Genomic DNA, 19,661 nt, shown 5'->3' with positions numbered 1-19,661 from the left:
GCCCGGCGGGCCGACCGCCGGGCGGGCGGCCGACGCCCGTACGCGCACGAACAACCGGAGAAACCAGATGCAGGACGCAGACCGCTGGCTGAAGCGCTTCACCCCCGCCACCGGCCAGGCCCCCGGCTCGGCCGCCTTCGCCACCGCCGGGGCCCGCTTCCGCTCCCGCGTCGTCTGCCTCCCCCACGCCGGCGGCGCCGCCCCCGCCTACCAGCCGTGGGCCCGCCACCTCCCCGCGGACACCGAGCTGTTGGCCGTCCAGTACCCCGACCGCCAGGAGCGGCTCGGCGATCCCGTCCCCGACACCCTGGGCGAACTCGCCGACGCGGTCGCCGCCGCCCTCGCCGCGCTCCCCGCACTGCCCACCGTCGTCTTCGGCCACAGCATGGGCTCGCTCGTCGCGTACGAGACCGTCCTGCGGCTCGCCCGGCAGACCCCGCGGGCGCTGCCCGTCCGGCTCTTCGTCTCCGGCGCGGCCGCCCCCGTACGCGACCGCACCAACCTGCCCGCCCTGGACGACGCCTCCCTCCTCGCGTACGTCCGCGACCAGGGCGCCGCCCAGCCCGAGGTGTACGACATCCCAGAACTGCGCGACCTCCTCATGCCGTCCCTCCGCGGCGACTTCGGGCTGCTCACCGGCTACCGCCCGGCCCGGCCCCTGGCCCGCGTCCCCGTCCCGGTGACCGCCCTCGGCGGCGACGCCGACGCGGGCTGCCCGCCGGAATCCCTCGCCACCTGGGCCGACACCACCACCGCGGACTTCTCCTCCCGCGTCTTCCCCGGCGGCCACTTCTACCTCCAGGGCCGCGAGGACACCCTCGCCGGCCTGGTCACGACGGCCCTCCGCACGGCGGCCCGCTGACGACCCGCTCAGGAGCCTTCCGCTCCGGCGGCGCCCCCTCCGCTCACCACGTCGCGCACCGCCGCCCGGAACTCGTCCGCCCCCCGGGTGCGTGTCGTGCGCGGGGGCGCCCTGCCGCGGCCCCACGGTGGCCGGTGCCGCCCGTGCGCGACGACGGGGTTGGTCTGTCCCGGGCACCAGACACCAGACAGGGCAGCGACCGGCGCATATGCTCCGGGCGTGGACGGAGACCAGGGCCTCGCGGCATTGATCGAATCGGCGTGGGAGGAGCTGGACAGCTCCGATGCGGGCAGCCGGGACCTCTGCCTCGAAGTCGTCAGCGATGTCCTGGAGACGGGCCGCCTTGCGCAGAGCGACGCCGAGCGGGCCGTGCGGCGTCTCGTGACCGTCGCGCTCTCCGGCGAGAGCCACGCAGTGCGCGAGTCCGCGCTGCACGCCGTCTGCACGGCCTCCACGCACCATGAACTCCCCTACCGAGTGGTGGAGCCGCTCGCAGCCGGCGCGGACGGCTTCGAGCGCCTCCTCCTCGCTTACGTCCTGGCCGTCCTCGGCAACACCCACGACCAGGCGGCGCTGCCGACCGTCGAGCGGTTCCTCCAGCACCCCCATCCCGAAGTGCGCCGGGAGGCCTCGGACGCGGTGGCGGAACTCCACTGGCACCGGGAGTCGGCCCGGGACAAGCCGGCGTAGCCCGCGGCTCGGCGGATCGGTCGTCAAGGCAGCCGCACCGGGCGCCGGCGGCCCCGGCCGCCGCCCGGGCCGCGGCCGCCGGTGCGCCCGGGCTACTCGGCCGCCGCCGTGTCGGCCGTGTCGCTGGCGGCCGCCCGGGAGCCGTCCGGGACGTGCAGGACCGCCTCGGCGCCCGCCAGAACCGCGTCGTCGAGGGGGAAGTAGCCCTGCTGCGGCACGGTGTCGGTGCGCGTGCGGGCGGAGCCGGGCTCGGGGACCGGAGCCAGCCCCCACCCGGCGCCCTCCGCCCGGCGCTGCAGCAGCCCCTCGCACGTGTCGGGCTCCGGATCGCCCAGGCCGATCGCCGCACTGCGGCCCAGGCTTCCGGCGACGAACGCGTACTCCGCCCCCAGCAGGGACCCCACCACCGCGCCGGCACCGGACCAGGTGACGTCCGCGTCCCCGAGCCGCATGCTGCTCGGCGGCCGCTGGAGGTGGAGGTTGTGCGCGAAGACCAGCGTCGGGCCGCGCCCCGCCTCGGCCGCGCGGATGCCGAGCAGGTTCTCGGCCATCAGCCCGTCCCGCACGGCCAGCAGCCCCCGCACCCGCTGCGACCGGTCCATGGGCCGCGCCGCCTGCCGGTGGTAGCGCAACAGGCCGCGCCCGGCGGCCAGGTGGATGCCCGCCCGCTGCCACTCCTCGCGCGAGGTGGCCGCGATCCGCTCCGGGGCGCGGGAGTACAGCGCGCCCCACAGGTCGTCGGCGAGCGCCAGCAGCGCCGTGGCCGCCGGTTCGGCCCCGGGCGAGGCCGCCGCGTCCAGGACCGCCTCGGGACGGCTCCACCGCCCGTCGTCGCCGGCCAGCTCGGCGAGGTCCACGCCGAGGTCCAGGCCCAGGTGGGCGCGGGCGTGCTCCAGGTAGGGGCGCGGGCTGGGCGCGCTCATGGACTCCGTCGGGGCGTCGAAGCCGTGGAAGGCGAGCCGCTCCCGCGGGGTCCGGCCGCGGTTGTACGCGTGCATCCACGCGACGAGCCGCCGGTTCGCCGCCGACTCCCCGAAGCCGTGGCTGAACCCCTCGCGCATCACCGTGTCGAGGGTTCCGTGCCCCTTGCGGACGTAGTCGTCCACGGCGAGCGCGGCCACACGGTCGGTCTCCAGGGCGATCGACCGGAAGCCGTGCCCGGCGAGCTGCTCGAACAGGTCGTTGCGGACCCGACCGAAGGCGGGTTCAAGGTGCGTCGGCTCGCCCAGGCCCAGCAGGGCGCACGACGCAGGAACGATTTCCCGGATGTCCTGACTCATCATGTCCCGCAAGCGTATCCTTGAAAGACCGGTGGAGACTTTCGTCTCTCCAAGCCGTGTCTGGCCGACCTGATGGAGGCCGAACCCTCAAACAGCGGGGAAGCCATGCGACCAGCCGACCTCGCCCGCGGGCACGGCATCTCCACCCAGGCCGTCCGCAACTACGAGCGCGACGGCTTCCTCCCGCCCGCGGAGCGCACCCCCAGCGGCTACCGCGTCTACACCCCGCTGCACGCGGCCGCACTGCGCGCCTTCCTCGCGCTCGTCGGCGCGTACGGGCACCAGCCCGCCGGCCGCATCATGAACGCCGTCCACCACGGCGCCCTCGACGACGCCCTCCACACCGTCGACCGGGGCCACGCCCGGCTGCTGCGCGACAGGGAGACCCTCGCCGCCGTACGGCAGGCCGTCGGCCACCTCGCGGCGGGACCGGACCCCGCCCCCGCAGGGCCCGCCCAGGCCGGCGGGCCCCTGACCGTCGGCGATCTCGCCCGCCGGCTCGGCCTCGCCCCGGCGACCCTGCGCAACTGGGAGACCGCCGGCATCCTCGCCCCCGCCCGCGAACCCGGCACCGGATACCGCGTCTTCCGCGCCGCCGACGTACGCGACGCCGAACTCGCCCACCTCCTGCGGCGCGGCGGCTACCCCCTGGACCGCATCGCCACCGTCGTCCGGCAGCTCCGCGCGACCGCGGGCACCGTCACCGGCACCGGCACCCGGGCCGTCACCGGCACCGGCACCCGGGCCGGCACCGGCACCGGCGCGGGCGCCGACGCCCTCACCCGCGCCCTGGACGACTGGCAGCGGCAGCTCACCGCGCGGGGCGTGGCGATGCTCACCGCGGCCGCCCGGCTCGGCGACTACCTCGCCCTGCGCGACGGCTCCGCCGGGCCGGACCCCTCCGACGGGCAGCCGCCCGCCGGATAGGCGCCGCCGCGCCTCACACGCCGAGCAGCCTCCGCAGGTGCGCGCACGCCCCCGCCTCGTCGGCGTGCGCCGCGACCGGATCGAAGGCCCCGCGCTCGTACACCCCCGTCTCCCAGCCGCCCTCGGGGCGCGCCCGCAGGTACACGAAGTCCGGCGGACGGGGCGCCGGTTCGTGCACGCCCTCGATCCAGTAGTGCGCGGCAGGCACCCCCGCCTCCCGCAGCGCCCGGTCGAGCGCGTGCCGCTCCCGCGCGGGCGGACCGCTGCCCGCCGGGCCCGCGCTCACGCCCCGGGCGCCAGGTAGCCGTTGTCCAGCAGCCACTTCACGTTCAGCCGCTGCCCCTCGCCCGGGTCCAGGAACGCCGGGTCCAGCTTGATCTGCCGCCCGCCGCCCGGCTGCTCGAACCACGGGGCGATGGAGCCCTCCCACACCGTGAACGGCCTGACCACCGTGTACACGCGGTAGTCGCAGGGGAAGGCGGCGTCCCGCGTGCTGAGGTTCTGCGGGGGGAGCGCCCGCTTGGCGTACGGGTCGCCCGCCGGCGCCAGGTACGACCCGTACTCGGACCCGAAGCGGTCCAGCCGCTCGCCCGGCTCCAGCACCTCGGGCGCCTTGTCCACCTGCCCGTTGACCTCGGCGAAGCCGTCGTTCGGCGGGTACTTCCAGCCGCCGGAATCGGCCGGGCCCTCCCAGTACTTCTTCAGGAACTCCGCCGGGGCCAGGCCCCCGGTGCGCCGGTAGTCCTCCAGCAGCGGCCCCACCGGCTGCTGCCACCGCTTCGGCAGATGCCGGGGGCCGAGCCGCTTGTCGCCCAGGAACTCCCCGGTGCACGGCTCCGGCGGAGCGGCGGACGAGCCGGCCGCTCCCGCCACCGCGGTCGCCGCGGGTGGGGTTTCGGCGGCCGCCGGCGCCGCCTGGGCGGCAGGGGCCGCCGCGATGGCCGCTCCCACCCCCATCGCGGCCAGGACGGCCCGGATCCTCAGATCGGTACGGCTGCGCTCCACTTGTCATCTCCCGAGCTGCGTGTAGTCGACAACGACCCGGCCCACCGTAGTGGATTCCTGACGCTCCGTAACCGCATGGAGGTGAGAACCGGCCACCCCCGCCGCCCTCTCTACGGCCCGTCGAACTCCGGCAGGGCCGGCGCATGGCGGTACCACCGGGCCATGGCCGGATGCCTGAACGACCATCCGCCCGGCCCGACCCGCAGCACCTCCTGGGCCGCGGCCTCGTCGAGCAGCCCGCACACCGCGCTCGGCGGCAGCCCCCACACGGCGAACCGGGAAGAGACGACCGCCCGGAACCAGTGCCCGCTCACGGTGGTGCCCACCAGAAGCGGCACCAGCAGCACGCAGGCGGCCGAGGTGGCGACGAGGAGCACGAAGCACAGCAGCGGCGCCAGCACGTCCCCGACGACCCACAGCGTCTCCGCCGGGCGCACCACCCGCTCGGCGGACCACGCGGTGAACCCCAGCAGCAGCGCGGCCGCCATCAGGAACAGGATGTCCGTGGCCGAATCCGGCACCGTCAGCGCGAACAGCAGCACCAGCCCGCTCGGCACACCCTTCAGCACCCCCTGCCAGACCCGCCCCACCGGGTCCCCGCGCGGCGCCCGCGGATCCAGCCGGTGCCGCTGGTACGCGTACCAGGCGAACCCGGCGAGCACCCCCAGCAGGAACCACACCGGCTCCCGGTCCGTGTCGGACCCGCCGTACGAGGGCCCGTAGGACAGGTCGTCGGCCCGGCTCTCGGTCTCGTAGAGGCTCAGCACCAGCCACACCAGCAGGCCCGTCAGAAGCGCGTACGCGCCGGCCTGCCACCGGGAGGGCCGCCGCCCGCGGTAGAGCACCCGCAGGTCGCCCACCGGCCCGCCCTCCTCCTGCTCCCGGAAGGCCAGCAGCCGCAGGGCCGCGTGGCGGCGCTGCTCGCGGAACGGCCCCCGGTGCTGGCCGTACGGCAGATACGCCCCGAACAGGTGCCGTACCAGGCGGATCTGCAGCGACTCCTCCGTCGCGTCCTCGGCCACCAGCTCCCCGGGGTCCGCGCGCCCGTCCGTGTACAGCAGCCGTGCGGCGCCGGCCAGGGTCGGGTCGGCGAGGACCGCGGCGGCCGGCAGGTCGGGCCGGGCGGCGAGCGCCTCCAGCACCGGCGCCCACTCCTGCTGCTTGGTACGGGAGCGGGAGCTGCGCTGGATCCAGCCGTCGAGGTCGTCCACGCCGAGGGGGCGCAGCCGGACCCCGGCGCTCCCGGCGATGACGGTGTCGGTCCGCTCCACCGCGTCGGTGAACTCGGCCCAGCCGCTGACCAGGACGAACGGGGCCTGCTCGGGCAGCCGGTTGAACAGGTGCAGCGCGCAGGCCCGCTGGCGCAGGGTCAGGCTGTCGAAGTCGTCCAGGATGGGCAGCAGGCGGTGCCTGCCGAGCAGGGTGCGCACGTCCTCCGCGGAGCAGCCGCTGAGTGCGCCCGCGATCCACGCCAGCAGGTCGTCGACCGGGCCGGGCTGGGGGCGCCAGCCCCGCAGCGACACCAGCACGGGCACCGCGCCCGTGCCCGCCGAGGTGAGCAGCCGGGTGCCGAGGTGCCGGGCGAGCTGGGTCTTGCCCGAACCGCGGTCGCCCAGGATGAGCAGGCGCCGCCCCGGGGCGAGGGCGTGGACCTCCGCGATCTCGTCGTAGCGCCCGCCGAGGTCGGGGGCGTCTGGGCCCGCGTCGGTGAAGTCCGGGCCGACGGTGGTGTAGCGCAGGCGGATCGGCGCCGGGTGGGCGGCCACGCCCCAGGGCCGCCGGTCGGGGGCGAGGGTCCGCCAGGCGTCCCGTTCCAGGGGGCTGGCGAGCGGGCCGTCCGGGTCGCCGGCGTCCTCCCGGTCGGCCGGGACGCCGGCGGGGCTGTCCGGCCCGGCCGGGTCCGCGGGGTGCGGCGGGCCGGCCGGGTCCGCGGGGAGGGCGGCCGCCGCCTCGCCGGCCGCCGGGGCGGCCGGGGCCCGGGTCGGCCCCGGCGCGCCGCCCGCCGGGAGGCCGCCGCCGGCGGCGACGGGGTCCGTACGCGGGTGGGCGGTGCGCAGGCCCCCGCCGGCGCCTGCGGGGTGGGCGCCCCTCGGGCCGGGCGGCGGGCCTGCGGACGGCGGCCCCGCCGCCCGGCCCTCGGACTGCGGGGCGATGCGGGTCCACTGGTGCTCCGCCCGGGCCCGCGCGTAACGGGCCTGCCACAGGTCGAGGTTGGCCGCCGGGTCGCACGCCTGCACCCACGCCCGGACGAGCTCCCAGCGCGGCAGGCTCCGCCCCGACGCGGCGGCGCTGAGCGCGCCCTTGCTCCAGTTGACGTCCGCGGAAAGGCGGGCCAGGGTCAGCCCGGCCGCGGCACGGAGCCCGCGCAGTTCCCGCGCGAGCTCCGCCAGGGCCGGGACGCTCGTGTCGAGCGGCTGTTCGGGCCGCCCGCGCCGTCCCGTCGCCATGCCGCTACCGGCCGGCCTGCGGGACGGCGGGACCGGTACCGCCGCCCTCTCCGACGCCGTCGCCGGAGATACGGCGGGCCAGCTCCAGGCCCGTCGTGGTGACCATCACGATCACCGCGAGGGACGTTCCCGGGGCCTGGCCGAGCACGGCCAGGACGGCGGTGACCACGGCCACCACCACGACGACGACCACCTTCACGCGTACGGGGGAGGGGCGTACGCCCAGCCCCGGAGCCCACCCAGCGGAAGCCACGGACATTCCCATCACGGAATCCTCCGATCGAAGCAACGGTCCGGATCGATGTGCGAAGCGCCTGCGCGGGCCCGCAGTTGGCGCTGCGGGAAGCCGCTCGGAGGCCGGAAGCCGACGGGCGCCCACCCACCATGCCCGAGCGCAGCCCTCCCCGGCACCGGTCCGAAAAATGCCCCTATCGCTTGTGATATCCGCTGATGCCCGGCCCAGTGACCATTGCACCGCCGGGGCCGTCCGTCCGTGAACTATGCGCCCGCCGAGGCGTCCTCGCAGCTCACAGCCGGCCTGTGGGTGCGGAAGCGTTCACGAAGAAGAGACCGCACTGAACAACACCCCCTGTCGCGCATACTGCCCTCGGGGGCGCATCCGTGAAGATTCGCGCCCCCTGCGCGGGAGCCGACGGTCCGGATCCACGCACCGGCGGGGGCCGTTGGCGCGGCCCCCGTCCTTCCGCCCCGCACGCCGAAGACCTCGCCGCGCGTACGCGGGCGCCGCTCAGGCGGGAAGGCCGGTGCCCGGGCCCGGCATTCCCTGCGGGTGCGGTCCCGGCGCCACCTCCGGCGGTGCCTCGGCCGGATCCGCGGGCCGCCGGGAGGCGATACCACGGGCCCGCGCCAACCGGTCGATGACCAGGCAGAACACCGGCGCGCTCACCAACTCCACGACCAGGGCCTGCCACGGCGCGTCGGCGGCCGTCCCGGATTCCGCCAACTGCCCGAGGGCGAGCGCCAGCCCGAACGACAGGACGTTGTTCGCGGTGTGTATGGCGATCACGGCCTCCAGTCCGCCGGTCCGCAGGACGAGCCACCCCCACCACAGCGCCGAGTACAGCAGCAGGAAGAAGCCGCTCCACCCGCCGAACCCGTGCGCCAGCGCGAACAGCACCGACGCCACGCACACCCCGGGCCAGGGGGAGCGCAGGAACCCGCCGAAGAACTGGACGAGCCAGCCCCGGAAGACGAACTCCTCGGCCGCCGCCTGGAACGGCACCAGCGCCGCGAACAACAGCAGCCCCACCAGCAGCCGCGTCATCCCGGGGACGTCGCCGGCGAAGACCTCGTCCCCCGCGTCCCCCGCCTGGAGCCACTCCCACAGCACGAGGACGCCCATCTGCACGGCCATGACCGGGAACGCCACGGCCGCGCACAGCCCGAGCCAGCGCCACCGCATCCGCCCGACCACCGACACGACCGTCCCCGCCGGCCGGCCGCCGCACGCCAGCACGCCCAGCAGCACCGCGGGGATGCCGAGGGCCAGGCCGACCAGCGCGAGCGCCTGGTCGGCGACCGGGTCGGCCAGCAGCCGGTCGCCGCCCTCCTCGGGGGCGAGGTCGAACCCCAGCGCCTGGCCGACCGTCAGGCCGATTCCGACCAGCAGGACCATCGCGACCATGAACAGCCCGCCGACCATCACGAATTCGCCGAGGCGGTGCCAGACGCGCTGGCGGCCGTTGCGGGACTGCTCGTGGTACCGCGTCCCGGCCGGCGCGGCGACCCGCCGCGGCGGCTGCGGCTGCACCGGCCACCCCCACGCCGCGGCAGGGTACGCATACGGCCCGCCCTGAGCGCCCCCGGCGTATGGCCCGCCCTGCGCGCCCCCGGGGTACGGCTCCCCGCCCTGCGCGCCTCCGGCGTACGGCTCCCCGCCCTGCGCGCCTCCGGGGTACGGCTCCCCGCCCTGCGCGCCTCCGGCGTACGGCTCCCCGCCCTGCGCGCCTCCGGCGTACGGCTCCCCGCCCTGCGCGCCTCCGGCGTACGGCCGCGGCCCGCCGCGGTGCGCGTCCTGCGGACCGGCCGCCGGCCCGGGCGGCGCCCACGGGTCGCCCGCCGATCCGGGGGGCGCCCACGGGTCGCGGTCCTCCGGCCGCCCCCGCGGGGCGTCCCCCGCCCGGCCCGGCTCCGATATCTCCGACACGGCCGAAGCCCCTTTCGCTCTCCTCGCCGGGGACACCGCGATCGCCGGCCCCGCACGGCACACGGCCGCCCCGGCACCCTAAGCGATCACCTCGCGCGCGCCCCGGCCGCCGGGGCAGTGCCCGGGCTACCTACCGGGGGAGCCGCAGTGCCAGGCCGTCGAGGACGACCTCCAGCCCGTACGCGAACTTCGCGTCCCGCAGCGCGGCGGGATCGGCGCCGGCGGCGCCCGCCGTGTCCGTGTCGCGGGCGCCCGTAGCCGCCTGCCCGGTGCCGCTCCCGCCGGTGTGGGCCGCCTGCACGGCCTCGTACTCCTCCTGGAGGTGGGCGTGTCCGGCCGCCGCCTGCGCCGCCGCCGGCATCAGACGGGCGATCAGCTCCGCCTCGCCCTCCCCGGACCGGGCCACCGTCGTCAGCCAGGCCGCTTCCGTGGAGCTCATCCCGATGACGTAGGCGAGGAGGGTTTCGATGGCCCGGCTCGGCTCGGGGAACCCGGCCCCGGTGAACAGGGCCGCGAGCCGCTCGGAGGACCCCATGAGGTTCGGCCCGAGGTAGGCGAGCCCGGCCTGGCCGAGCACCGAGGCCAGCCACGGGTGCCGCAGCACGGTGTGGCGGAAGGACGCGGCCGCCTCGGTGGCGGCGGCCCGCCAGTCCCCGCCCCGCTCCTCGCCCGCGGGGACGCGGATCTCGCCGAACACCTCGTCCACCGCGAGCTCCATCAGCTCGTCCTTGGTGGCGACGTGCCGGTACAGGGACGTCGCGCCCGCGCCGAGGCGGGCTCCCAGCTTCCGCATGCTCAGCGCCTCGACCCCCTCGGCGTCGAGCATCGAGACCGCCTCCCGCACGATCGCCGACCGGCTGAGCGCGGGCTGTCCGGCCGCCTCGCGCGGCGTGCGGGCCCACACGGACGGGACGGGATTGCTCTTGCCTGCCATGGCGTCGCTCCTTGCTCCTCGCAGCACGGACCGGTGCGCGCTCCGTGCGTACACCGTGCGCAGCAGCGTACAAGAAGCGCTCTTGCGTACACCGTTCCGCCCTGCGTACAGTGTGCGCATCGACGGAACGGTGTACGCAGATGGCCGCTCCACCCACGCAACTGCTCCCACCGGAGGGGAAATCCATGGCAGACCGCAATCCACGCCGCTGGTGGATCCTGATCGTGCTGTGCCTCAGCTCGCTGGTCCTCGTGGTCGACTCCATGGCCCTCACCGTCGCGGTCCCGTCCATGACCGCCGACCTCGGCGCGAGCGCCCAGGACACCCAGTGGATCCTCGACTCCTACATCCTGGTCTTCGCCGGCCTGCTGCTCACCTCGGGAAGCCTCGGCGACAGGTTCGGCCGCCGCCGCATCATGCTGATCGGCCTGCTGCTCTTCGGCGCCGCCTCCCTCGCGGCCACGCTCTGCACCGACCCCGGCCAGGTCATCGCCGTCCGCACCGCGATGGGCGTCGGCGGCGCACTGATCATGCCGTCCACCCTCTCGATACTCATCACCGTCTTCGACGAGGACGAGCGGCCCAAGGCCATGGCCGCCTGGGGGTCCGTATCGATGCTCGGCCTCGTCGGCAGCCCCGTCCTCGGCGGCGTCCTGATCGACCGCTTCTCCTGGCACTCGATCTTCCTGATCAACGTGCCCGTCGCCGTCCTCGCCATCGCCGCGGCCCTCATCCTGATGCCCGAGTCGAAGGGCGCCTGGCGCAAGCCGGACCCCCTGGGCGCCGTCCTCTCCGCCACCGGAATGACCGCCCTCGTCTGGTGGATCATCGAGATCCCGCAGCACGGCGCGTTCGGCGGCCGCTCCGCCGTCACCCTCGGCGTGGCCGCCGCGGCCCTGATCGGCTTCGTGGTCTGGGAGAACACCACCGAAGCGCCGATGGTCCCGCTCGCCCTCTTCAAGCACCGCAACTTCAGCGGCGGCTCCCTCTCCCTGACCCTGGTGCAGATCGGCAACGGCGGCCTGCTCCTGGTCCTCACCCAGTACCTCCAGTTCGTCCTCGGCTACTCCCCCCTCAAGGCCGGCCTCGCCTTCGTGCCGCTGGCCGTGGCCGCCCTCGTCGGCAACGGCGCCGGCGCCGCCCTCGCCGCCAAGGCCGGCCCCCGCCCGCTGATCCTCGCCGGCATGCTCGTGATGGCCTCCTCGTTCGCCCTGCTGACGACCGTCTCCGCCGACAGCGGCTTCACCGTCCCCGCGGTCGCCCTCGGCCTCCTCGGCCTCGGCGCCGGCCTGGCCATGCCGGCGGCGGTCGGCGCCCTCATGGGCACCATCCCCGAGGAGCAGGCCGGCGTCGGCTCCGCCCTCAACGACACCATCCAGCAGGCCGGCACCGCCCTCGGCATCGCGATCCTCGGCTCGCTGCTGACCGGCGGGTACGCCCACCGGATGCCGGCCGGGGCCCCCGACCAGGCGAAGCAGTCGATCGCCGGCGCGCTGTCCGCCGCCCAGGGCGAGCCCGGCCTGGCCCACACCGCCCGCGAGGCCTTCACCTCCGCGATGGCGACGACCTTCACGATCAGCGCGGCGGGCGTCCTGGCCGCGGCCCTCCTCGCCACTCTCGTCATGCGGCCCGCCCCGAAGCCCCGTACGCCGGCCCTCGAACCCGAACCGGCCGCCTGACCCGCCCACACCCGCCGGAGTCCGGGCCCTGCAACGGGGTCCGGCCTCCGGCGGACGCGTACCCGCGACGGGCCATGATCCGGATTCCGGTTGCGTCCGGTAGTTTGCCTGGCATGAGCACACCCCCGCCGTACGGACCGCCCCACCCCCTCGGCGGGCAGCAGCCTCTCCCCGCTTCCGGTTTCGGGCCGCCGCCCGGCCCGCCCCCGCAACAGCCCTGGGCGATCCCGCCCGCGGCGCCGATGCCGGCCATGCCGCCGTTCCCGCCAGGGGCCCCGCCCCGCCGCAGCGGCACCGGCCGCACCCTCGCCATCACGGCCGGCGTCCTCGTCCTCCTCGGCGTCCTCGCCGTCCCCGCCCAGAAGCTCCTCGGAGCCGTCTCCACCAGCGCGTTCCCGCCGGCCGAGCACATGCTGACGCTCCCGCAGCACCTGCTCGGCGGCCAGTACACGCTGACCGACGACGAATCGGCGGCGATGAAGGAGGAGATGGCCGGCGAGACCGTCCGCCGCGACCCGACCATCCTCGACCCCCGGCCCGCCGTCGGCCGCTACAGCGGCTCCGCCGGGAAGAAGACCGCCGTGCTCTCGTTCTCCGGACTGTACGGCCGGTTCAAGCACCCGGAGACGGTCCGCGACTCGATCCTGCGCGGCGCCCGGACCTCCGAGGGCGCCACCGAAGCCGGCCCGCCCCAGGTCTTCCGGCCGACCGGCTCCGACGTCGCCGTCAGCTGCCAGGTCCTGCTGCTCACCGAGGAGGGCGACACGTCGACCGTCCCCGTGTGCGCATGGGGCGACGGGAACACCGCCGCGTTCGTCGGCTGGGTCCTCCCCGACGTCGTCGGCAGCGCCCCCGCCGCGGTCGACCTGGCCGGCTTCGCCCGCCTGACCCTCGACGTCCGCGCCGAGACCCGCCGCCCCCTCACCAGCCCCTGAGCCGGCCGCTGCCGCGGCCCCCCGCCACCGTCAGTGCCGCCCGGCATGATCGAAGACATGAGCGATCCCCTGGCCCGCGTGTTCGATCCCGGCAACGGCTGGAGCACCCGCATCCACCCGCACCTGACCGGCCTGCCGCCATACCTGGCCGAACTCGTCCTGCACCTCGCCACCTCCGACGCGTTCTGGAACTGGCGCTACAAGGTCGACACCCCCTGGAAGCGCCGCACCAAGGCGCTGCTCAAGGCCGACGGCGCCGACGCGCTCGTCCGCCTCGCGGTACGCGAACTCGCCGCGGGCGGCTCCTTCCACAACCAGGGCGACCCCGAACACATCATCCGCGAGATCGGGCAGGTCAAGCCCCCCTCCCCGGCCCGTCCGCTCGCGATCGGCTTCCTCCTCGCCTCCGGCTGGCTGGGCGCCGGCAGCGACGGCCTGAGCGCCGACCTGGCTCTCGTCGCCCGCAAGAACTCCCAGGCCATGGACACCTACCACCGCGTGGACCACGAGATCGCGGGCGCCGCGTTCACCGCGCTCGGCGACCTGCCCGGCACCGCCGCCATGGAAGAGCTGTGGGACCTGCACCAGCGGATCACCCCCTCGATCCACCCGCAGAAGGTCCTAGTGAAGTCCGTGAAGCGGGCCGCCGCCCGCCTCGGCATCCCTGCGCACGACATCGCCGAACGCACCGTCCCCCGCCACGGCCTGGGACCGGACGGCACGCTGACCGTCGGCTGGATCGGCCGCGGCGTGCTGTGGTGGAACGCAGCGGTCGACGCCGTCATCATCCTCCACGACACCGGAACGGTCACCGTCGACTGGTCCGACGACAACGGCCGCACCACCCGCACCACGGCCCCCTTCCGCACCCCGAACGGCTACAAGACCCCTCTGCGGACCGACAGCATCACCCTGGTGCGGCGCCACGCCCAGGACATCGCCAAGACCCTCGAAGCGGAACGGACCCGCCTCGCCTCCCTCGCCGACGCCCCGGACCGCACCTGGTCCTGGCGCGACTGGTCCCGCCACTACCGCGACCACCCGGTGACCCGCGTCGCGACCCGTTCCCTGGAGTGGGAGTACCGCCTGCCCGACGAGGACGCCTTCCGGCCCCTCGACCCGGCCGACGCCGGCGGCGCCGTACCCGACACCGCCCGGGTCCGCCTGCGCCCCGCCACCGCGGGCTGAAGACCACCCCGCCGACCGGGAGGCCTCGCCGGGGACGGCACGACCGCGAAGGCCGCGGTCCGGCACGGCATCCGACGGTCCGTCCGGAGCCGAGGGCCGCCGCCCGCCCGGGGTGGCGGCCCTCGCGCGTCGCCGGGCCTCCCGGTCGGGCGAGCAGACCGCGCCCGCCGCAGGCGGCGTACAGAAGCGGAATCCTCGGTCGGCTCCTTCGCAGGATTCCGGACGGTCGCCCGGCCGGATTCCGGCCCGCACTTCAAGGCCGCCCTAGCCGGACCTTAAGGGACGGATAACAGCGTCCCCACATCCCTTCCGGAGCCCGGAAGCGGACGCAATCGCGCTTATGGTCACTGGCGTTGACCGAGGCACATCCGATGCCGCCGCCGACTCCCCGGCGGATCGCCTGTTCACCAAGAGGTTCCTGATGTCCCGTAAGCGAATTGCCCTGGCCTGCGCGGCCGTGGTCGTCGGAGCGGCCTCCGTCGCCGTCCCCGTCGCAGCCAACGCCGGAGAGGAGAGCGGACTCGGCGCTACCTGCCGCATCACGGAGCAGTCCACCGCGTGGTGGGCGTCCGCCGAGGTCTCCGTCGCCAACAAGGGGGACCGGCCCGTACGGGACTGGACCGCCGAGTTCGACCTCTCGCAGGGCCAGGCCACCATCGACAACCCGTGGGCGTACGAACTCCGCCAGGACGGCAAGCGCGTCACCGTCAAGCCCATAGCCGACCGCGCCGACGTCGCCGCCGGTGCCACCCGGGCCGTGAAGGTCGGGATCAACCCCGCCGGCAAGGGCATCCCCAAGATCAGCGGCTGCCGCGCCACCGGCCCCGGCAGCGGCGGCACCGGGACGGGCACCGACGCCAAGGTCCCCGCCGACAGCGGCTCCTTCGTCAAGGACCACACGGCCGTCCACCTGATGTGGAAGCCCCCGTCCGGCGCCGCCGACACCGACCGCTACGAGGTCTTCCAGAACGGCAAGCAGCTCAAGACCGTCACGGGCACGATGACCGACATCGAGAAGCTCGCCCCCGGCACCCGCTACACGTTCAAGGTCCGCACCCTCCGCGCCGACGGCAGCACCTCCGGCTTCAGCAAGGACATCGTCCTCACCACGCACGCGGCACCCGGCCAGGACACCGCGAAGCCGGTCATCCCCGCCGACCTCGAAGCCGCCGCCTCCGGCCCCTACCAGGCCTCCCTGCGCTGGCACCCGGCCACCGACGACGTGGCCGTCACCGGCTACCGCATCTACCGCAACGGCACGCGCGTCCAGGAAGCCGACGCCAAGGCCGACTCCGCCACCGTCTCCGGCCTCACCCCGAGCACCGCCTACCGCTTCAAGGTCACCGCCGTCGACGCCTCCGGCAAGGAGTCCGAACCGACCCGCGAAGCCACCGTGACGACGGCCCCGGCGCCCGGCGGCGGCGGTGGCGGCGGCACGGGCGGCGGCACCGGCGCCGGCGCACCCGGCGACTTCACCGCCACCACCTCCACCAAGCAGGACGGCCCCGTCACCCAGCACTACCTCAACCTCGCCTGGTCCGTCCCCCAGAACCTCGGCCAGATCACCACCTACCAGGTCTACCTGAACGGCAAGCCGGCCCAGACGTTCATGTGGGGCACCGCCACCCCCGTACTGCCCGTGCCGACCACGAAGGGCACCCGCGAGGTCCTCGTCGGCTCCCACCCCGGCACCACGTACACGGTGAAGATCCGGGCGCGGCTCGGCGACGGCACGTGGGGCGCCTTCTCCCGCGAACTGACCGTCAAGACCGGCGGCTGACCCCGCGGCCCCGCCCGCCCCACCCACCTCAGGCACACCACCAGGAGCACCCCACATGAGCACCGCCCCGCACCCGACGACCCCCCGCACCCCCACCGGCCACGGCCCCGCCGACGCCGCCCGGGCCCCCCGCCGCCGCACCGCGGCCCTGCGCCTCACCGCCCTCGCCGTCCTCCCCCTGGCCGCCACCACCCTCGGCACCGGCCCCGCCGCAGCCCACGGCGCCACCTCCGACCCCGTCAGCCGCACCGTGGCCTGCACGAAGAACCGCACCGCGACCGAAGCCTGCCGCCTCGCCCTCGCCGCGAGCCCCGCCATCCCCGGCGACTGGAAGTCCATCGTCCAGGGCCGCGCCATCGACCACAGCACCCCCACCTCCTCCCCGCAGCACCGCGCCCGCATCCCCGACGGCAAGCTGTGCAGCGCCGGCAACGCCCAGTTCTCCGGCCTCGACCTGCCCCGCGACGACTTCCCCTCGACGACCCTGCCCGGCGGCGCCGAGTACGACCTGCGCTACGACATCAGCGCCCTGCACAACCCGTACCGCATGGAGATGTACGTCACGAAGGACGGCTACGACCCGAAGAAGCCGCTCAAGTGGTCCGACCTGGAGGACACCCCGTTCCTCAGCGCGGACAACACCGCGGCGACGGCGGCCCCGTCCGGCTACCTCGGCTCCAAGGCGTTCTCGTTCAAGGCGGTGCTCCCGGAGAAGAAGGGCAAGCACCTGATCTACACGATCTGGCACGGCCTGAAGAAGCCCGACGGCTCCTTCCAGAGCGAGGAAGCCTTCTACTCCTGCTCGGACGTCACCTTCAAGTAACCCCGAGACCGAGGGGGGAGGGCCCCCACCCCCAGCCCCTCCCCCCTCTCCTCCCGGGCGTCTCGGACTCACTGGCCCTCCACAAGGCCGCGTAAGGGAACAGCCGCCATGGCGCAGCGGCACGACCAGTACGGGTGGCCCGCACCCGAAGGGGCAGACCGGCCACGTCCGCTGACATCCGCACACCAACTCCTGCGCCCGCCGACTCCGGCGCGGCGCGCCACGCGGCGGCAGCCTCCACGAGAACCTCCCCCGACGGGACCGGAAGCCCCAGGGCAGGCGGGCAGCGCCGAGGAAGACGTACGATCGCATGACGGCGGCCCGACGGACTCGACGACGAGGACGGTCAGGCGCGCTGGCCCCCAGCACCCCCGCACCGTCGCCATCCGGGAGCGTCGTGGCCTTCAGCCGGTCTCAGTCCCAGGTCGAAGTTCCAGCGGCCCTGGCCGCCTCGCAGGACGGCGATACCTGGCGGGCATGGACCGCTGCCCTGCCGACCCTGGCCGAGGAGTTCCTGGACCGCTGGAGTCTGCGACTGGACGGGCCGCCCGTGCACGGCGCCGTCGCCCTCGTACTGCCAGTGCTCCAGGCAGACAGCACCCCCGCCGTACTCAAGCTGCAGCCCGTGGACGAGGAGACACGACACGAGCCGCTCGCCCTGCGCGTCTGGGGACCCCGCCACGCGGCCGCACTACTGAACGCCGCCCCCGACTCCGGAGCCATGCTCCTGGAACGCCTCGATGCCGCCAGATCCCTCGCGACGGTGCCCGACGGCACCGAGGCTCTCCAGCACCTCTCCGAGCTGCTGGGGCGACTGGCTGCCCTCCCGGCCCCCGCCGGCCTGCGGCTGTTGGCCGACATCGCCCGAGCCATGCTCGACCAGGTTCCGACGTACTCCCGCTCTCTGGCGGACCCCTCCGAGCGACGACTGCTGGCTACGTGCGCGGCCGCGATGCGGGAGCTACTGGACGAGCCCGGCGACCGGCTTCTGCACTGGGATCTGCACTATGACAACGTTCTCGCCCCTCTCCCGTCCTCGCAGCTCTCGGGACGGGCTCCCTGGCTCGCCATCGACCCCAAACCCCTGTCCGGCGACCCCGGCTTCGAGCTGCTTCCCGCATTGCGAAACCGTTGGGACGACATCCTCGGCACCGCAGACGTGCCCGCGGCCATCCGCCACCGCTTCCACCTGATGACAGAAGTCGTCGGTCTGGACCGGGAACGAGCCACCGCATGGACACTCGGCCGCATCCTGCAGAACTGCCTCTGGGACATCGAGGACGGCGCGGTCACACTCCAGCCCGAGCAGAAGACCATCGCCCAAGCACTCCTGGCCTCCTGACCCCTCCGGTCAGGGCCCGGCCGGCTCGACCAGATCGGCGACGCGGCGGGCCCCGGAGACAGGCGACGCGTCGGACACCGCGCCACGCCGCTGCGGCCCGAGCCGATGGCGGCCCATCCCGCTCTCCCCCGCCCGCCCGGGCGGCTGGACACCCCCGTGTCCCAGCCGGCCGCGGCGGGTGCGGCAGGGGCAGGGCCGCGTCACGGTATCGCCCTGTTTGGGGCGTCCCCGAGCCCGGCTCCGCTGCCGGCGTCGGGGTAGGCGTAGTCCCGTTCGCAGGGCGGCACCCTGGAGTCGGCCATGACCCCGGCGTTCACCGGAGCCTTCGCCGACTTGTACGGCTTGGCGAAGACCAGGGTGTGACCGGGCGGGACGGAACGGTCGTTGATCCTGAGGATCGGCCCGTCGGCCGCCGGCCCTGCGCCTGTGCCGAGGAGGGGTTCCGCCGGGTCGTAGGGGGACACCCCCGGGCCCAAGTAGCCGCCCCCCGGGTGCGGACACTCGGACAGGGGCTTCCTGTCGACCACCGCCACCTTCACCCCCTGCCTGCGCAGTTCCTCCACCACACCCGGCAAGGACTCGGTGGTGGGCAGCACGACCAGAAGGGAGCCGTCGACGGAACGATCCACGCCCGCCGCGGCCGAAGCCGAAACCGAAACCGAGGGGGCTATGGCGGGCGCGCCGCCGACATGCCCTCCGCCGAGCGAGCCGAGGGCGGGCAGCGCCACCAGTCCGGCTGCAACCACGGTCGCCGCGGCCACGGCGAGGGGTATGCCGTACCGCCTGGCGAACGAGCGGGTCGGAGTGGGGGCCGGCTGGGCCGGGAACCTGGCCAGGAGGGCTGCCTTGAGCCGCTCCTCGAACGCGTGGGGCCTGCTGGTCATCGGTCTGCCTCCATCTGGAATGCGGGAACGGGGCAGCGGGACCCCAGGGCACGCCGCCGGGCACGGCGCAGCCGCATGCGGACCCCCACCCGGCCGATCCCGAGAACGCGGACGGCCTCAGCGGCCGTGAGGCCGTCGAGGACGGCGAGGCCGCGCCCGGCGGGCGGGGGCGCGGGGGCCGACCGCATGCCGGCCCGGAAGACGCCCGCGTTCGGGTCGCCGGCGCAGTGCGGGCGGCCCACCCGGCGCCCGGCGAAGCCCAGCACGAAGCCGAAGTGCTGCGCGCGGAACACCTCGAATCCCGCGCGCGCCCTCGGCTCCGGCGGTCCCGTCTCGTGTCGCGGACTGTTCACTCGCTGCCTCCTCGGTGACGGTGACGGTGACGGTGACGGGGACTCCGGACGGCGCCCTCCATCCCTTAATTGGTCAGATGGGCGGCAGGCGTTTCACGGCGCCCTCTCCAGCCCGCCCGGCGACTCGTCCCAGCCGCTGCCGCCGACGCGACGCGTCGCCCCGCATCACGGGGGCGTGACGGCCGAGTAGGTGGTGGCCGCGGCCGCCATCGAACCGCTCGTGCACGCCTGGGACCCCGCAGGCCGCAGGTCTCGAACTGTGCGCCCCAGCAGCGGCTTCTCGCTCTCCTGGGGCGGAAGGCCGGGTGAATTGCGGTGCCGTTGCCGCCTGTCGGCGCGCCCGTCTCCTCCGACTGTGCCCGCGG

Annotated in this window: 18 protein-coding genes; 9 read left to right on the top strand and 9 right to left on the bottom strand. The window is 75.1% G+C overall.

What is annotated here, in order from left to right:
* The first annotated feature begins 67 nt into the window (after positions 1-67).
* Together ACZ462_RS21945 and ACZ462_RS21940 are read left to right on the top strand one after the other, a co-directional pair.
* Complete coding sequence (locus ACZ462_RS21945) at positions 68-862, top strand: thioesterase II family protein (protein ID WP_467803104.1); 795 nt, start codon at positions 68-70, stop codon at positions 860-862.
* A 219-nt stretch (positions 863-1,081) separates the two neighbouring features.
* Complete coding sequence (locus ACZ462_RS21940; RefSeq protein ID WP_467803102.1) at positions 1,082-1,552, top strand: hypothetical protein; 471 nt, start codon at positions 1,082-1,084, stop codon at positions 1,550-1,552.
* A 92-nt stretch (positions 1,553-1,644) separates the two neighbouring features.
* On the opposite strand, the gene ACZ462_RS21935 is transcribed toward ACZ462_RS21940, so the two are convergent.
* Positions 1,645-2,835, bottom strand: a complete 1,191-nt coding sequence (locus ACZ462_RS21935) for an erythromycin esterase family protein (protein WP_467803100.1) — start codon at positions 2,833-2,835, stop codon at positions 1,645-1,647.
* Between the two features lie 102 nt (positions 2,836-2,937).
* On the opposite strand from ACZ462_RS21935, the gene ACZ462_RS21930 reads away from it, so the two are divergent.
* On the top strand, positions 2,938-3,759 hold the full coding sequence (locus tag ACZ462_RS21930) for a MerR family transcriptional regulator (protein WP_467803098.1): 822 nt from the start codon (positions 2,938-2,940) through the stop codon (positions 3,757-3,759).
* 13 nt (positions 3,760-3,772) lie between these two features.
* Here ACZ462_RS21930 and ACZ462_RS21925 read toward each other — a convergent pair whose 3' ends face one another.
* The 6 genes from ACZ462_RS21925 to ACZ462_RS21900 form a co-directional block, all read right to left on the bottom strand.
* On the bottom strand, positions 3,773-4,045 hold the full coding sequence (locus tag ACZ462_RS21925; protein ID WP_467803096.1) for a hypothetical protein: 273 nt from the start codon (positions 4,043-4,045) through the stop codon (positions 3,773-3,775).
* The gene (locus ACZ462_RS21920; protein WP_467803266.1) at positions 4,042-4,716 is read right to left on the bottom strand and encodes a TNT domain-containing protein; all 675 of its coding nucleotides are present in this window, start codon (positions 4,714-4,716) and stop codon (positions 4,042-4,044) included. Before ACZ462_RS21920 ends, ACZ462_RS21925 begins: the two co-directional genes overlap by 4 nt.
* Before the next feature lie 158 nt (positions 4,717-4,874).
* Entirely contained in the window at positions 4,875-7,211 is a 2,337-nt protein-coding gene (locus tag ACZ462_RS21915; protein WP_467803094.1) for a helix-turn-helix domain-containing protein, read from the bottom strand.
* Positions 7,212-7,215: 4 nt separating this feature from the next.
* The gene (locus ACZ462_RS21910; protein WP_467803092.1) at positions 7,216-7,464 is read right to left on the bottom strand and encodes a hypothetical protein; all 249 of its coding nucleotides are present in this window, start codon (positions 7,462-7,464) and stop codon (positions 7,216-7,218) included.
* Positions 7,465-7,959: 495 nt separating this feature from the next.
* Positions 7,960-9,378 (bottom strand): lysostaphin resistance A-like protein, encoded by a 1,419-nt coding sequence (locus ACZ462_RS21905; RefSeq protein ID WP_467803091.1) that lies wholly within the window; start codon positions 9,376-9,378, stop codon positions 7,960-7,962.
* A gap of 130 nt (positions 9,379-9,508) precedes the next feature.
* Positions 9,509-10,312 carry a TetR/AcrR family transcriptional regulator gene (locus ACZ462_RS21900; RefSeq protein ID WP_467803089.1) on the bottom strand — a complete coding sequence of 268 codons (804 nt, stop codon included), beginning with the start codon at positions 10,310-10,312 and terminating at the stop codon, positions 9,509-9,511.
* 185 nt (positions 10,313-10,497) lie between these two features.
* Between ACZ462_RS21900 and ACZ462_RS21895 the strand changes: the two genes are divergently transcribed.
* The 6 genes from ACZ462_RS21895 to ACZ462_RS21870 all read left to right on the top strand — a co-directional run bounded on the left by ACZ462_RS21895 (position 10,498) and on the right by ACZ462_RS21870 (position 18,059).
* Positions 10,498-11,991, top strand: a complete 1,494-nt coding sequence (locus ACZ462_RS21895; RefSeq protein WP_467803088.1) for an MFS transporter — start codon at positions 10,498-10,500, stop codon at positions 11,989-11,991.
* Between the two features lie 113 nt (positions 11,992-12,104).
* Positions 12,105-12,926 carry a hypothetical protein gene (locus tag ACZ462_RS21890; RefSeq protein ID WP_467803087.1) on the top strand — a complete coding sequence of 274 codons (822 nt, stop codon included), beginning with the start codon at positions 12,105-12,107 and terminating at the stop codon, positions 12,924-12,926.
* 57 nt (positions 12,927-12,983) lie between these two features.
* Positions 12,984-14,114 (top strand): DUF4132 domain-containing protein, encoded by a 1,131-nt coding sequence (locus ACZ462_RS21885; protein ID WP_467803086.1) that lies wholly within the window; start codon positions 12,984-12,986, stop codon positions 14,112-14,114.
* Positions 14,115-14,535: 421 nt separating this feature from the next.
* Entirely contained in the window at positions 14,536-15,894 is a 1,359-nt protein-coding gene (locus tag ACZ462_RS21880; RefSeq protein ID WP_467803085.1) for a fibronectin type III domain-containing protein, read from the top strand.
* A 55-nt stretch (positions 15,895-15,949) separates the two neighbouring features.
* A complete protein-coding gene (locus ACZ462_RS21875; protein ID WP_467803084.1) occupies positions 15,950-16,717 on the top strand; it encodes a lytic polysaccharide monooxygenase auxiliary activity family 9 protein in 768 nt (255 codons plus the stop codon).
* Between the two features lie 397 nt (positions 16,718-17,114).
* A complete protein-coding gene (locus ACZ462_RS21870) occupies positions 17,115-18,059 on the top strand; it encodes an aminoglycoside phosphotransferase family protein (protein ID WP_467803082.1) in 945 nt (314 codons plus the stop codon).
* Between the two features lie 200 nt (positions 18,060-18,259).
* Here the strand turns inward: ACZ462_RS21870 and ACZ462_RS21865 are convergent, their stop codons facing one another.
* Both ACZ462_RS21865 and ACZ462_RS21860 read right to left on the bottom strand, forming a co-directional pair.
* On the bottom strand, positions 18,260-18,943 hold the full coding sequence (locus ACZ462_RS21865; protein ID WP_467803081.1) for a hypothetical protein: 684 nt from the start codon (positions 18,941-18,943) through the stop codon (positions 18,260-18,262).
* Entirely contained in the window at positions 18,940-19,296 is a 357-nt protein-coding gene (locus tag ACZ462_RS21860; RefSeq protein WP_467803079.1) for a hypothetical protein, read from the bottom strand. Before ACZ462_RS21860 ends, ACZ462_RS21865 begins: the two co-directional genes overlap by 4 nt.
* Between the last annotated feature and the right edge of the window lie 365 nt (positions 19,297-19,661).

The organism is Streptomyces sp. NPDC031121 (assembly GCF_055570615.1).
The sequence above is the reverse complement of the archived record's forward strand: the minus strand, read 5'-3'. Positions and strand labels throughout refer to the sequence as shown.

What these genes read in the sequence shown, in the direction of transcription:
- ACZ462_RS21945 (WP_467803104.1), top strand. Translation starts at nt 68, where the DNA reads ATGCAGGACGCAGACCGCTGGCTGAAGCGCTTCACCCCCGCCACCGGC.
- ACZ462_RS21935 (WP_467803100.1), bottom strand. Translation starts at nt 2,835, where the DNA reads ATGATGAGTCAGGACATCCGGGAAATCGTTCCTGCGTCGTGCGCCCTG.
- ACZ462_RS21930 (WP_467803098.1), top strand. Translation starts at nt 2,938, where the DNA reads ATGCGACCAGCCGACCTCGCCCGCGGGCACGGCATCTCCACCCAGGCC.
- ACZ462_RS21920 (WP_467803266.1), bottom strand. Translation starts at nt 4,716, where the DNA reads ATGGGGGTGGGAGCGGCCATCGCGGCGGCCCCTGCCGCCCAGGCGGCG.
- ACZ462_RS21915 (WP_467803094.1), bottom strand. Translation starts at nt 7,211, where the DNA reads ATGGCGACGGGACGGCGCGGGCGGCCCGAACAGCCGCTCGACACGAGC.
- ACZ462_RS21900 (WP_467803089.1), bottom strand. Translation starts at nt 10,312, where the DNA reads ATGGCAGGCAAGAGCAATCCCGTCCCGTCCGTGTGGGCCCGCACGCCG.
- ACZ462_RS21895 (WP_467803088.1), top strand. Translation starts at nt 10,498, where the DNA reads ATGGCAGACCGCAATCCACGCCGCTGGTGGATCCTGATCGTGCTGTGC.
- ACZ462_RS21890 (WP_467803087.1), top strand. Translation starts at nt 12,105, where the DNA reads ATGAGCACACCCCCGCCGTACGGACCGCCCCACCCCCTCGGCGGGCAG.
- ACZ462_RS21885 (WP_467803086.1), top strand. Translation starts at nt 12,984, where the DNA reads ATGAGCGATCCCCTGGCCCGCGTGTTCGATCCCGGCAACGGCTGGAGC.
- ACZ462_RS21880 (WP_467803085.1), top strand. Translation starts at nt 14,536, where the DNA reads ATGTCCCGTAAGCGAATTGCCCTGGCCTGCGCGGCCGTGGTCGTCGGA.
- ACZ462_RS21875 (WP_467803084.1), top strand. Translation starts at nt 15,950, where the DNA reads ATGAGCACCGCCCCGCACCCGACGACCCCCCGCACCCCCACCGGCCAC.
- ACZ462_RS21865 (WP_467803081.1), bottom strand. Translation starts at nt 18,943, where the DNA reads ATGACCAGCAGGCCCCACGCGTTCGAGGAGCGGCTCAAGGCAGCCCTC.